Annotated in this window: 11 protein-coding genes; 8 read left to right on the top strand and 3 right to left on the bottom strand. The window is 66.6% G+C overall.

Going from position 1 to position 13,914, the window contains the following annotated elements; genetic code table 11:
• Positions 1-4 precede the first annotated feature (4 nt).
• The 3 genes from OGL92_RS07265 to OGL92_RS07255 all read right to left on the bottom strand — a co-directional run bounded on the left by OGL92_RS07265 (position 5) and on the right by OGL92_RS07255 (position 3,032).
• Positions 5-946 (bottom strand): AEC family transporter, encoded by a 942-nt coding sequence (locus OGL92_RS07265; protein WP_263142226.1) that lies wholly within the window; start codon positions 944-946, stop codon positions 5-7.
• Between the two features lie 243 nt (positions 947-1,189).
• Positions 1,190-1,750: a response regulator transcription factor gene (locus tag OGL92_RS07260; protein WP_263142225.1), complete on the bottom strand. Its 561-nt coding sequence runs from the start codon at positions 1,748-1,750 to the stop codon at positions 1,190-1,192.
• Positions 1,751-1,775: 25 nt separating this feature from the next.
• Positions 1,776-3,032 carry an ATP-binding protein gene (locus OGL92_RS07255; protein ID WP_263142223.1) on the bottom strand — a complete coding sequence of 419 codons (1,257 nt, stop codon included), beginning with the start codon at positions 3,030-3,032 and terminating at the stop codon, positions 1,776-1,778.
• 207 nt (positions 3,033-3,239) lie between these two features.
• Here OGL92_RS07255 and OGL92_RS07250 point away from each other — a divergent pair, with 207 nt between their 5' ends.
• The 8 genes from OGL92_RS07250 (at position 3,240) to OGL92_RS07215 (ending at position 13,385) form a co-directional block, all read left to right on the top strand.
• Positions 3,240-3,953: an SIMPL domain-containing protein gene (locus tag OGL92_RS07250; RefSeq protein WP_263142221.1), complete on the top strand. Its 714-nt coding sequence runs from the start codon at positions 3,240-3,242 to the stop codon at positions 3,951-3,953.
• Positions 3,954-4,167: 214 nt separating this feature from the next.
• Positions 4,168-5,769, top strand: a complete 1,602-nt coding sequence (locus tag OGL92_RS07245; protein ID WP_263142219.1) for an ABC transporter substrate-binding protein — start codon at positions 4,168-4,170, stop codon at positions 5,767-5,769.
• Positions 5,770-6,144: 375 nt separating this feature from the next.
• Positions 6,145-7,590: an OprD family porin gene (locus OGL92_RS07240; protein WP_263142218.1), complete on the top strand. Its 1,446-nt coding sequence runs from the start codon at positions 6,145-6,147 to the stop codon at positions 7,588-7,590.
• 44 nt (positions 7,591-7,634) lie between these two features.
• A complete protein-coding gene (locus OGL92_RS07235; protein WP_263142216.1) occupies positions 7,635-9,236 on the top strand; it encodes an ABC transporter substrate-binding protein in 1,602 nt (533 codons plus the stop codon).
• Between the two features lie 95 nt (positions 9,237-9,331).
• A complete protein-coding gene (locus OGL92_RS07230; protein ID WP_263142213.1) occupies positions 9,332-10,342 on the top strand; it encodes an ABC transporter permease subunit in 1,011 nt (336 codons plus the stop codon).
• Positions 10,343-10,421: 79 nt separating this feature from the next.
• Entirely contained in the window at positions 10,422-11,333 is a 912-nt protein-coding gene (locus OGL92_RS07225; RefSeq protein ID WP_263142211.1) for an ABC transporter permease subunit, read from the top strand.
• Positions 11,334-11,442: 109 nt separating this feature from the next.
• Complete coding sequence (locus tag OGL92_RS07220) at positions 11,443-12,414, top strand: oligopeptide/dipeptide ABC transporter ATP-binding protein (RefSeq protein ID WP_263142572.1); 972 nt, start codon at positions 11,443-11,445, stop codon at positions 12,412-12,414.
• On the top strand, positions 12,414-13,385 hold the full coding sequence (locus tag OGL92_RS07215) for a peptide ABC transporter ATP-binding protein (protein ID WP_263142209.1): 972 nt from the start codon (positions 12,414-12,416) through the stop codon (positions 13,383-13,385). The genes OGL92_RS07220 and OGL92_RS07215 overlap by 1 nt, the downstream gene beginning before the upstream one ends.
• The last annotated feature ends 529 nt before the right edge of the window (positions 13,386-13,914 follow it).

Raw genomic sequence — 13,914 nt, 5'->3', positions numbered from 1 at the left:
CGCGTCAGATCAACCCCGTCGACTTCAGCACGAACAGCCCCAGGTTGGTGGTGACCACCGCCGCCAGGGTGGTGAGCACGATGATGGTGGCGGCCAACTGGTGGTTGCCGTTGACCGCCCGCGCCATGACGAAGCTGGCGGCGGCGGTGGGGCTGCCGAAGTAGAGGAAGAGGATCGCCAGCTCGGCGTTGCGGAACCCGCAGAGCCAGGCGCCGAAGGTACACAGCAGCGGCAGCCAGACCATTTTCATCAGGCTGGCGCTGATCGCCAGGCCGCTGCTCTCGCGCAGGGAGGACAGCGACAGGGTGCCGCCGATGCAGATCAACGCCAGCGGCAGGCTCATCTGGGCGAAATATTCGCCGGAGGTGTTCAGCCAGGCCGGCAGGCCGATCTGCCAATAGGCGAAGGGGATCGCGCTCACCACGCCGATGATCAGCGGATTCTTCACCACACTCTTGAAGATGCTCCAGACGTCGGACTTCACGCTCGGGCTGTAGATCGCCAGGACGATGGAGGACAGCGTGTTGTAGGCGAGGATCACCACGCCGGCGAGGACCCCGCCGAGGGACAGGCCATAGTCGCCGTACATGCTGGTGGCCAGCGCCAGCCCGATGATGCCGTTGTTGCCGCGGAAAGCGCCCTGGGTGTAGATGCCGCGATCGGCATGGGGGCAGCGCCAGATCGCCCAACCCCAGACCAGCAGGAAGCCCGCCAGGGTGGCCAGCGCGAAGTAGCCGATCACCGCCGGCTGCAAGGCCGCGTTCAGGTCGGCGTGGACGATGCCGAGGAACAGCATGGTCGGCATGGTGGCATTGAACACCAGGGCCGAGGCGGTGTTGATGAAGGCGGTGTCGATCCAGCCGACCCGCTTGAGGGCGACGCCGAGGAACAGCATGGCGAAGACCGGCGCGGTGATATCCAGGCTTTGCAGGAAGAGAGGGAACATGCCACCGCCGCCGTTATGCGTAGGAGGCTAATGATAACCAGGTCGCCTCCCCGCTGGGTATGCCCGCGCGAATCTTCGAGGTCGACCGGGTCATCGGGGCCCGGAGAACCGCCTCGACCTGAAGGACGCTCGCCAGGCGGGAGGGGCGAGGTCGCCGCGTCCAAGGGACACCTGGCCTCGCCGATCCCAGAGAGACGCGGCCCTTTCCGGGCTATCCGGCGTCCCGGGGCGAGGCCCTGGGCGTCAGCGGCGTACCGGGCGCTTCTGCAGCTTGCGCTGCAAGGTGCGCCGGTGCATGCCCAGCGCCCGCGCGGTGGCGGAGATGTTGCCGTCGTGCTCAGCCAGCACGCGCTGGATGTGCTCCCATTGCAGGCGATCCACCGACATGGGGTTTTCCGGGACCAGGCTGTCCAGGTCGGCATGCTCGGAGAGCAATGCGGTGAGAACGTCATCGGCGTCCGCCGGCTTGCACAGGTAGTTGCAGGCGCCGCGCTTGATCGCCTCCACCGCGGTGGCGATGCTCGAGTAGCCGGTGAGGATCACCACGCGCATTTCCGCATCCAGCTCCAGCAGCTTGGGCAGCAGCACCAAGCCGGAATCGCCGTCCATCTTCAGGTCGACCACCGCATAGTCCGGCAGGTCTTCCTTGGCCAGGCGCAGGCCTTCGTCCGCCGAGCCGGCGACCGACACGCGCAGGCCGCGGCGGCTCATGGCGCGCGCCATGACACGGGTGAAGGTGGCGTCGTCGTCCACCAGCAACAGGTGGGGATGCTCTTCGCCTTCGAACAGCGGCTCTTCGCTCATAGGGACTCCTTGCGGGGCGAACGCATCAACGCACGCCGTAGGCTCGCGGCAGGCGCAGCTCGGTGAGCGTGCCGCCGTCTTCGTGGTTATACAGCTTAACCGTACCGCCGGCACGGGTGACGCTGGCCTGGCTGAGGAACAGGCCGAGGCCGAAGCCCTTGCCCTTGGTGGTGAAGAACGGCCGGCCGAGCTGCTCGGCGATAGCCAGCGGCACCCCGGCGCCATGGTCGCGGATGCTCAGGATCAGCCACTGATGATCCCAGTCGAGGCGGATGTCCAGTTCGTCCGGGCAGGCATCGGCGGCGTTGTTCAACAGGTTGAGCAGCGCCTGGGTCAGGTCCGCCGGCGGCATCAGCCGCGGCGGCGCGCCACGGCCCAGGCACTGGTAGCGATAGGTGGCCTCGGGGCGCATCAGGTGCCAGCGGTTGAGGGTGATCTCCAGCCACTCCACCGAGGTCTGCTCCTCCACCGCCTGGCGCCGGTCGGCCTCGGCGGCGCGCACCAGTTGCTGCAAGGTGTCCTTGCACAACTTGACCTGTTCCTGGAGCAGCGCCAGGTCGTCCTGCAGCGCGGGTGTTTCCCGGTATTCCTGGCGCAGTTCCTTGAGCAGCACGCTCATGGTCGCCAGCGGCGTCCCCAGTTCGTGGGCGGCGCCGGCGGCCTGGGTGGCCACGGCCAGCAGTTGCTGGTCGCGCATGTCTTCCTCGCGGCGCTGGGCCCGCAACTGTTCCTGGCGCCGCAGTTCCTCGGCCATTTTCGCGGCGAAGAAGGTGATCAGCGCGGCGGCCATGGCGAAGCTCAGCCACATGCCGTAGATCAGCAGGGTCTCGCGCGGCCGGGTATGCATTTCCAGGGGATGGAACCACACCAGCAGCAAGGTGTAGCTGGCCAGGGCGAGCCCGGACAGGATCATCGAGTAGAACCACGGCAGGGTCGCCGCGGCGATGGTCAGCGGCACCAGGTAATAGGACACGAAGGGGTTGGTGGAGCCGCCGGAGTAGTACAGCAGGGCGCTGTGGATGATCAGGTCGCAGCCCAGTTGCGCCGCGTACTCCAGTTCGGTGACCGGCCAGGGCCCGCGCAGGCGCAAGGCCGTCAGCAGGCAGAACACCGCGGAAATGCCGAGGGTGACGCTTAGTTGCAGCCACGGCAGCGGCAGCAGATCGGCGCGGTAGGCGATCCCCACCGAGCCGGCCTGGGCGGCCAGGACCAGCACGCGGATCAGGGTCAGGCGCCAGAGGTTCTGCCGGCTCGCCGAGAGCAATTGGACGGGTGTGTGCATAGGACTCCGAAGACGCCACCGCAGCGCCCGGCGAGTATAACCAGAGGCCGCCGGTGCCAGTGCCGCTGCGGCAACTCGCCGCACGGTGCGCGGGCCGCGATTGCGCGCCGGGCTGAACAGGCGGCCCGCCCCGAGGGTCAGATACGCAGGTAATCCGCCGCCTCCGGGCCGGCCCGAACCGCCCCTCCGTCACCCACAGGAGTTCCCATGCGCCCCTCCCTCCGTCTCGCCACCGCCCTCACCCTCGTCGCCACCGCCCTCGGCGGCATGCGCGCCATGGCCGACGAACAGCGCTACAACCAGATCGCGCTGAACGCCAAGGTCAGCCAGGACGTCGCCCACGACCTGATGAACGTCACCCTCTACAGCGAGGACCAGGACAGCGATCCGGCCAAGCTGGCCGCCCGCATCACCACCACCCTGAACGCCGCCATCGAGCGCGCGCGCAAGGCCGAAGGCGTCAAGGTCAGCCAGGGCAGCCGCAACAGCTATCCGATCTACGACGACAAGGGCCAGCGCATCTCCGGCTGGCGCGAGCGTGCGGAATTGCGCCTGGAAAGCGCCGACTTCGCCAGCCTCTCGCAGCTCACGGCGGAGCTTCTTCAGCAGATGAAGATGGGCGGGATGAACTTCGAGGTATCCGACCCCGCGCGCAAGCAAACCGAGGACGCGCTGATCAAGGACGCCGTGGCCGCCTTCAAGGCCCGCGCGCAACTGACCACGGAAGCCCTGGGCGGCAGCGGCTACCGCCTGGTTAGCCTGAACCTCAACAGCAGCGGGTTCGAACCGCCGATTCGCATGCGGATGATGGCGATGAAGGCCATGGGGGGCGCCGATGCCGCGCCTTCGCCGGAAATCGAGGCCGGTACCAGCCAGGTTTCGGTGAACGCCGACGGCATCATCGAGGTGCAGATGCCCTGACACAGGGCAGCGCCGTCATGCTCCTGTGGCGGCGCTTTGCCAGCTTTTAGAAACATTTTTTCATAAATGCGACACGCTCGTACAACATCCCCACAGTCGCCCGGCCCGGCATCGCATATCGCTTGCGCGCGGCATATGGCCTGCATAGTTTCTCGCAAGGCACCCCCACGAGGGGGCCCCTCAAGATGACAACCACAACAAAACTGAGGTCCACATGCGAAAGAACGCCGTCATCCAGATCCTGCTGGCTGCGGGGCTGATCGCCAGCACCCCGCTCGCCCACGCCGCTACCAACCTCGTTTACTGTTCAGAAGGCAGCCCTGCGGGCTTCGATCCGGGCCAATACACCACCGGCACCGACTTCGATGCCTCGGCGGAGACCCTGTTCAATCGCCTGACTCAGTTCGAACGCGGCGGCACCGCAGTGATTCCGGGCCTGGCGGAGCGCTGGGACGTTTCGGAAGACGGCCTCACCTACACCTTCCACCTGCGCGACGGCGTCAAGTTCCACACCACCGAATACTTCAAGCCCACCCGCGACTTCAATGCCGACGACGTGCTGTTCACCTTCCAGCGCATGCTGGATAAGCAGCACCCGTTCCGCAAAGCCTACCCCACCGAATTCCCCTACTTCACCGACATGAGCATGGACAGCAACATCGCCAAGGTGGAGAAGATCGACGCGAAGACCGTGCGCTTCGTGCTCAATGAAGTGGACGCCGCGTTCATCCAGAACCTGGCCATGAGCTTCGCCTCGATCCAGTCGGCCGAGTACGCCGACGAGCTGCTGAAGAAAGGCAAGCCGCAGGAAATCAACCAGAAGCCGATCGGCACCGGCCCCTTCGTCTTCAGCCGCTACCAGAAGGACTCGCAGATCCGCTTCAAGGGCAACAAGGACTACTGGAAGCCCGAGGACGTGAAGATCGACAACCTGATCTTCTCGATCAACGCCGACGCCTCGGTGCGCATGCAGAAGCTCAAGGCCGGCGAGTGCCAGGTCACCCTCTTCCCGCGCCCGGCCGACCTGGAGTCGCTGAAGAAGGACGCCAACCTGAACATGCCGTCCCAGGCCGGCTTCAACCTCGGCTACATCGCCTACAACGTCACCCACAAGCCGTTCGACAAGCTGGAAGTGCGCCAGGCGCTGGACATGGCGGTGAACAAGCAGGCGATCATCGACGCCGTCTACCAAGGCGCCGGCCAGCTGGCGGTGAACGCCATGCCGCCGACCGAGTGGTCCTACGACGACACCATCAAAGGCACCGAGTACGACCCGGAGAAAGCCAAGGCCCTGCTCAAGGCCGCCGGCATCGCCGAAGGCACCGAGATCACCCTGTGGGCCATGCCGGTGCAACGCCCGTACAACCCCAACGCCAAGCTGATGGCCGAGATGCTGCAGAGCGACTGGGCGAAGATCGGCATCAAGGCGAAGATCGTCAGCTACGAATGGGGCGAGTACATGAAGCGCTCCAAGGCCGGCGAACACGACGCCATGCTGATCGGCTGGAGCGGCGACAACGGCGACCCGGACAACTGGCTGGGCACCCTGTACGGCTGCGACGCGGTCAACGGCAACAACTTCTCCAAGTGGTGCGACAAGCCCTACGACAAGCTGATCAAGGCCGCCAAGCGCACCACCGATCAGGCGCAACGCACCGAGCTGTACAAGCAGGCGCAGCAGATCATCAAGCGTGAAGTGCCGATCACCCCGATCGCCCACTCCACCGTCTACCAACCGATGCGCAAGAACGTGCAGGACTTCAAGATCAGTCCCTTCGCGCTCAACTCGTTCTACGGCGTGGGCATCGGCCAGTAACCGCTTTTACCGCTTGAAGCCACAGAGCGCCGGACGTGACCCGTCCGGCTCGGTCTGCGGCTACCTGTATCCGCGTGCCGCCGGGCCACGAACCCGGCGAGCGCGCGAAACCGGATGCGGTGACACCCACCGCCTCCACGGCATGAAGGGATGCAATCGTGCGAGCACATACACCACCCTACCTCCCGTATTCCCCGCAGGCTCCAGCCGGAGCCAGCGAATGCGCCGGCATGCCTGACGACCGCCCGAGCCACCCGGCGTAGCGGCCTCTCCCGACACACACAATCCCTAACAACCCGTCCGATGAGCAGTCGCGCCTCCATGTGCGGCCTTGGGCCTGGATCGCAGCCGGACATAACCAAGGAAGGAGCAACAATGAGAAAAACCAGCCTGACCCTCGCCATTGCGCTCGCCAACCTCGCGCTGGGCGTCTGCGCCCATGCCGAAGACGCGCCGACCCCGTCGCCGCAGGCCGATGATCCGAACTACACCAATCAGTTGCAGAGCATTCCCAGCGTGGAGAAACCGGTGACCGGCCAGGACGGCGCCAAGGGGTTCTTCGAGGACGATCACCTCACCTTCACCACGCGCAACTTCTTCGCTCGCGAGACCGGCTACCGGGGCAATGGCTTCAAGATCAGGAAGGACGGCGGCGTCATCGAACCGACGCGCCGTCGCTACACCTGGGTCGAGGGTAACGTGCTCAAGTACAGCTCGGGCTACACCCAGGGCCCGGTCGGCTTCGGCGTGGACATCGCCGGCTTCGCCGAGGTCGCCTTGGAGCGCGGCCATGGCCGGATCGCCGGCGGCGGCAACCGGACCCTGGCCGACAGCGACGGCGACGCCATCCCGACCTGGTCCAAGCTGGGCGTCGCCGACGTGCGTCTGCGCGTCTCCAACACCGAGCTCAAGGCCGGCCGCTTCCTGGTCGATACGCCGGTGTTCAGCTACTTCGACAACCGCGCCATGCCCTCCAGCTTCACCGGTTTCGGCCTGACCAGCGAGGAACTCAAGGACCTGCAGGTGCAGGCCGGGACCTTCACCCGGGCCAGCCCGCGGACCGGCGCCGGCGACGAACACTTCACCACCGAGTACGGCACGCGCGAGGTCGACGCCGACCGCCTCAGCTACCTGGGGGGGAACTACCGCTTCCTCGACAGCCTGCAGGCCAGCGCCTACTACTCGCGTTTCGAGGACGTCTGGAACCAGTACTACCTGAGCCTCTCCCACGAGGCCGGCGACGCCAAGACCCTGGCGTTCAAGACCAGCGCCAACTACTACCACACCGACGACGAGGGCAGCCGCAAGTCTGGCTACATCGACAACGATGCCTGGAGCCTGGCGCTCACCGCCACCCACGACGCCCATAGCCTGACCCTGGCCTGGCAGCAGATCGACGGCAACGAATACTTCGACTACGTCCACGAGACCGCGGCCATCTACCTGGCCAACTCGTTGTTCTCCGACTACAACGGTCCCAACGAGAAGTCCTGGCAGATCCGCTACGAAACCGACTGGAGCCAGTTCGGCGTGCCGGGCCTTTCCACGTCGCTGTGGTACGCGCGCGGCTGGGACATCGACGGGACCCATTACGACGGCGGGCGCAACGGCAAGTACGCGAACTACGCCGAAGTGCTGCAACAGGATGGCGAAAAGCACCACGAGTACGCGCTCGTGACGGTCTACAAGGTCCCCGAGGGCACCTTGAAGAACAGCCAGTTCAAGGTGGGCTACTTCTCCCACCGGGCGACGCAGAACCAGGTCGACGGCAGCTTCGACGAGATCCGCCTGACCACCACGCTGCCCTTCGAACTGCTGTGAAGCCCGATCACGCCGCCCCGCGCGGCCGACCAAGGAGGTCATCCATGCAATCCGGATTTCTGCGCAACGCCTTGAGCGTGGCCCTGCTCGCCGGCACCGCCTGCGTCGCCCAGGCCAAGCCCCTGGTGGTCTGCACCGAAGCCTCGCCTGACGGCTTCGACATCGTCCAATCCACCACCGCGGTGACCGCTGACGCCTCGGCGGAAACCCTCTACGACCGCCTGGTACGCTTCAACCGCGGCACCACCCAGGTGGAACCGGCCCTGGCCGAAAGCTGGGAGATCAGCCCGGACGGGCTGACCTATACCTTTCACCTGCGCAAGGGCGTGAAGTTCCACAGCACCGACTGGTTCAAGCCGACCCGCGAGTTGAACGCCGACGACGTGCTGTGGAGCTTCGAGCGCCAGCGCGATCCCAAGCACCCCTGGCACGACAAGAGCAGCCGGGGCTTCCCCTACTTCGAGGCCATGGAGTTCAGCACGCTGATCGGCAACATCGAGAAGCTCGACCCCTATACCCTGCGCTTCACCCTGACCAAGCCGCAGGCGCCGTTCCTCGCCGACCTGGCGATGGGCTTCACCTCGATCTATTCCGCCGAGTACGCCGACCAGCTGCTCAAGGCGGGCACCACCGAGAAGCTCAACAGCCAGCCCATCGGCACCGGTCCGTTCGTCTTCCAGCGCTATGCCAAGGACGCGCAGATCCGCTTCAAGAGCAACCCGGACTACTGGGACGGCGAGCCGCCGAGCGAGAAGTTGCTGTTCTCGATCACCCCGGACTCCAACGTGCGCCTGCAGCAGCTGCGCGCCGGCGCCTGCCAGATCGCGCTCTACCCACGGCCGTTCGACGTGCCGGCGCTGAAGGCCGACGCCAAGCTGAAGGTCCTGGAAATGGACTCGCTGCTCACCTCCTACGTCGCCCTCAACACCCGCCACGCGCCCCTGGACGACGTGCGGGTGCGCCAGGCGATCAACCTGGCGGTGGACAACAACGCCTACATCCAGGCGGTCTTCGGCCCCGACGCGGCGAGCCAGGCGATCAACCCCTACCCGTCCACTCTGCTGGGCTACGACGAGAGCATCGCCGCCTGGCCCCACGATCCCGCGCGGGCACGGAAACTGCTGGAGGAAGCGGGCCACAAGGACGACATCAAATTGACCATCTTCACCCGCCCCGGCGGCGGCCCGACCAACCCCAACCCGGCCCTCGGCGCGCAGCTCCTGCAAGCCGACCTCGCGGCGGTGGGCATCCAGTCGGAAATCCGCGTGTTCGAGTGGGGCGAGATGATCAAGCGGGCGAAGAACGGCGAGCACGACCTGGTGTTCATGGGCTGGGCCGGCGACAACGGCGACCCGGACAACTTCATTTCGCCCAACCTGACCTGCGCCGCGGCGAAGAGCGGCGAGAACCAGGCCGGCTGGTGCGACAAGGCGTTCGATGAACTGATCATCCAGGCCCGCGAGAACAACGACCCGGAGCAGCGCGCCGCGCTCTATCGCAAGGCACTGGCGATCTTCCACGAGCAGGCGCCCTGGATTCCCCAGGCGCATCCCAAGCAGTTCACCGCCATGAGCAAGGACGTCGAAGGCTTCGTGCAGAGCCCGCTGGGTTCGAACAACTTCGCCAAGACGACGCGCAAACCATAAGAAGAGTACGCCCCCCCGGCGGGGGCGCCAGGCCGCGACGCCTGGCGCCCTTCCCGGGACGCCATGAAACCGATGATGCGGAGTACCCCTAAGCAATGTTGTCCTTTATCGCTCGACGCCTCGGATTGCTGATCCCGACGTTCTTCGGCGTCACCCTGCTGACCTTCGCGCTGATCCGCCTGATCCCCGGCGACCCGGTGGAAGTCATGATGGGCGAACGCCGCGTGGACCCCCAGATGCACGCCGAAGCCATGCACCGCCTGGGCCTGGATAAACCCCTGACCCAACAATACCTGGACTACATCGGCAAGCTCGCCCACGGCGACCTCGGCGAATCGCTGCGCACCCGCGAAAGCGTCTGGCACGAGTTCCTCACCCTCTTCCCGGCCACCCTCGAACTGTCCCTGGCGGCGCTGCTGTTCGCCGGCACCCTCGGCCTGCTGGCCGGGGTGATCGCCGCGCTCAAGCGCGGCTCGCTGTTCGATCACGGCGTGATGGGCCTGTCCCTGGCCGGCTACTCCATGCCGATCTTCTGGTGGGGGCTGATCCTCATCATGTTCTTCTCGGTCAACCTCGCCTGGACCCCGGTGTCGGGCCGCATCGACCTGCTCTACGACATCCAGCCGGTGACCGGCTTCATGCTGGTCGACACCCTGCTCGGCGACGAGGAAGGCGCCTTCCTCGATGCCCTGCGCCACCTGATCCTGCCGGCTATCGTGCTCGGCACCATTCCACTGGCGGTGATCGCCCGGATGACCCGCTCGGCGATGCTCGAAGTGCTGCGCGAGGATTACGTGCGCACCGCGCGGGCCAAGGGCCTGTCGCCGGCGCGGGTGGTCTTCGTCCACGGCCTGCGCAATGCGCTGATCCCGGTGCTCACGGTGTTCGGCCTGCAGGTCGGCACGCTGCTGGCCGGCGCGGTGCTCACCGAGACGATCTTCTCCTGGCCCGGCGTGGGCAAATGGCTGATCGAGTCGATCGGCGCCCGGGACTACCCGGTGGTGCAGAACGGCATCCTGCTGATCGCCTGCCTGGTGATCCTGGTCAACTTCGCGGTGGACATCCTCTATGGATTGGCCAACCCGCGCATCCGCCACCAGCGCTGAGGACCCCGCCCATGAGCCTGCCTCTTCAGCCCCGGCCGCATCCGGCCATCGTCATCAGCGTTTTCCGCGAGGTCCGTCCATGACCAGCCTGACCACACCCCTACCCCTCGACCAGAGCCTGCTCTACCCGTCCCCGCTGAAGGAATTCTGGCGCGCCTTCGCCCATAACAAGGGTGCCGTCTGCGGCCTGCTGTTCATGATCCTGGTGGTGATCTGCGCGCTGTTCGCCCCCTGGGTGGCGCCCTACAACCCCAGCGAACAGTTCCGCGAGTTCCTGCTGACGCCTCCCTCCTGGCTCGACGGCGGTCAGGCGCGCTTCCTCCTCGGCACCGACGAGCTGGGCCGCGACCTGCTCTCGCGACTGATCCATGGCGCGCGCCTGTCGCTGATCATCGGCATGTCCTCGGTGGTGATGTCGTTGATCCCGGGGGTCGTGCTGGGCCTGCTCGCCGGGTTCTTCCCGCGCCTGGTGGGCTCCGCGATCATGCGCCTGATGGACATCATGCTGGCGCTGCCGTCGCTGCTGCTGGCGGTGGCCATCGTCGCCATCCTCGGCCCAGGCCTGATCAACACCGTGATCGCCATCGCCATCGTCTCGCTGCCGTCCTACGTGCGGCTGACCCGCGCCGCGGTGATGGGCGAATTGAACCGCGACTACGTCACCGCCGCGCGCCTGGCCGGCGCCGGCCTGCCGCGGCTGATGTTCATCACCGTGCTGCCCAACTGCATGGCGCCGCTGATCGTCCAGGCCACCCTGAGCTTCTCCTCGGCGATCCTCGACGCTGCGGCGCTGGGCTTCCTCGGCCTCGGCGTGCAACCGCCGACCCCCGAGTGGGGCACCATGCTCGCGTCGGCCCGCGACTACATCGAGCGCGCCTGGTGGGTGGTCTCGCTGCCCGGCCTGACCATCCTGCTCAGCGTGGTGGCGATCAACCTGATGGGCGACGGCTTGCGCGATGCCCTCGACCCCAAACTCAAGAACGCCGTTTAAGGAGACGCCGATGAACAGTCCCGCAACCGTGCTCGCCCGTCCCCACGCGGCGGAACGCCACCCCCTGCCCGGCACTCAACCGGATGACGCCACCCGCAAGGAGCCCGGCATGAGCCTGCTCGACATCAAGAACCTGTCCGTCCGCTTCGGCGACGCCCATGCCGTGCCGGTGGTCGACGGCCTCGACCTGTCGGTGAACGAGGGCGAAGTGCTGGCCATCGTCGGCGAATCCGGCTCCGGCAAATCGGTGACCATGATGGCCCTGATGGGCCTGGTCGAGGCGCCCGGCATCGTCACCGCGGACCGCCTGTGCTTCGACGGCACCGACATGCTGCGCCTGAAGGGCCGCCAGCGCCGGCACATCGTCGGCAAGGACCTGGCGATGATCTTCCAGGACCCGATGACTGCCCTCAACCCGAGCTTCACCGTCGGTTACCAGATCGAGGAAGTGCTGCACCAGCATCTCGGCCTGCGCGGCCGGGCCGCCCGCCAGCGCGCCCTGGAGCTGCTCGAGCGGGTGGAAATCCCCGGCGCCGCGAGCCGCCTCAACGCCTACCCGCACCAGCTCTCCGGCGGCATGAGCCAGCGGGTGGCGATCGCCATGGCCATCGCCGCCGAACCCAAGCTGCTGATCGCCGACGAGCCCACCACCGCCCTCGACGTGACCATCCAGGCGCAGATCATGGACCTGCTGCTGGACCTCCAGCGCGACCACAACATGGGCCTGGTGCTGATCACCCACGACCTCGCGGTGGTCGCCGAAACCGCCAACCGGGTCTGCGTGATGTACGCCGGCGAAGCGGTGGAACTGGGCGAGGTGCCGCGGCTGTTCGACGCGCCCACCCACCCCTACACCGAGGCGCTGCTCAAGGCGATCCCCGAGCACAGCCAGGGCGCGCGCCGCCTGGCGACCCTGCCGGGCATCGTGCCGGGGCGCTACGACCGGCCCCAGGGCTGCCTGCTGTCACCGCGCTGCCCCTACGCCACCGACCATTGCCGCGCCCAGCGTCCGAGCCTGGACCCGCATCCCTTCGGCGCCGTGCGCTGCTTCTATCCGCTGAACCTGCCGGAGGTGGCGTGATGAGTACCGTCCTCAATGCCCGCGACTTGACCCGCCACTACTACGTGTCCCAGGGCCTGTTCAAGAGCCCCGCCACGGTGCAGGCGCTGAACGGAGTGTCCTTCGAGCTGGAGGCCGGCAAGACCCTCGCCGTGGTCGGCGAGTCCGGCTGCGGCAAGTCGACCCTGGCGCGTGCCCTGACCCTGATCGAGGAGCCCACCACCGGCTCCCTGCAGATCGCCGGCCAGGAAGTCACCGGCGCCGACCGCCGCGAACGCAAGCAACTGCGCCGCGACGTGCAGATGGTGTTCCAGAACCCCTACGCGTCGCTCAACCCGCGGCAGAAGATCGGCGACCAACTGGCCGAGCCGCTGACCATCAACACCTCGCTGTCCCGCGGCGAACGCCGGGAGAAGGTACAGGCGATGATGCAGCAGGTGGGCCTGCGTCCCGAGCACTACCAGCGCTATCCGCATATGTTTTCCGGCGGCCAGCGGCAACGCATCGCCCTCGCCCGGGCGATGATGCTCAACCCCAAGGTGCTGGTGGCGGACGAACCCACCTCGGCGCTGGACGTGTCGATCCAGGCGCAGGTGCTCAACCTGTTCATGGACCTGCAGGAAACCTTCAACACCGGCTACGTGTTCATCTCCCACAACCTGGCGGTGGTCCAGCACGTGGCCGACGACGTCCTGGTGATGTACCTCGGGCGGCCCGCCGAGATGGGCCCGAGCGAGCTGATCTACGAGCGTCCGCTGCATCCCTACACCAAGGCCTTGCTTTCCGCGACGCCGACCATCCGCCCGAACCCGGCCAAGCCGAAGATCAAGATCGCCGGCGAGCTGCCCAACCCCCTCAACCCACCCAGCGGCTGCGCCTTCCACAAGCGCTGCCCCTACGCCACCGAACGCTGCGCCGTGGAAATCCCCCTCCTGCGTGCCCTGGATGGCCGCCAGGTCGCCTGCCACCACGCGGAACAGATCAACGCCTGACCCTCTCGGGGCGGTTCCAGCCGCCCCGCGTGACGCCCCCGTGGCGTAGCGGTGGCGCCCGCGACGTCCAGCATGGGCGCCGCGCGGGCCGCCCACCCTTCGATCCTCGCAAACCAGGGTTCCCCGAAGCCTCCGCTTCGGGGCGTCCTCGGCTCGCCCGAAGAGACGCATCCCGCCACCCCGTGAATCGACCGTCCCTCCGGATACCCACGAAAACTATCAGAAATGACAGGCACGACCGGTCGAGGGCCTATCTAGTCTGTTCTCGTGCAGGCCGCTGCAAGGTCGCGCGCCCTATTTGGAAGGCAGCTTCCAGCATCCGGCATGCCGACGACCGCACTGAGTCCGCCCGGGTACGCCGGAACGGCCCCCCGGGGGAGTGATGTTCGGAGATGGACTTGTCTTTCGCGCGAAGTCCATCTCCGAACATGAAGCGCGAGTCCCTTCCCGGTTCGTCCTTTCACGCTTCGGCGCGCAGGGGCCTACCGGGAAGCGATGAAACGGTCGTGTTCCGACAGATACCCACTCA

This window comes from Pseudomonas sp. RIT-PI-AD, from assembly GCF_025642785.1.
GTDB lineage: Bacteria > Pseudomonadota > Gammaproteobacteria > Pseudomonadales > Pseudomonadaceae > Pseudomonas_T.
The sequence above is the reverse complement of the archived record's forward strand: the minus strand, read 5'-3'. Positions and strand labels throughout refer to the sequence as shown.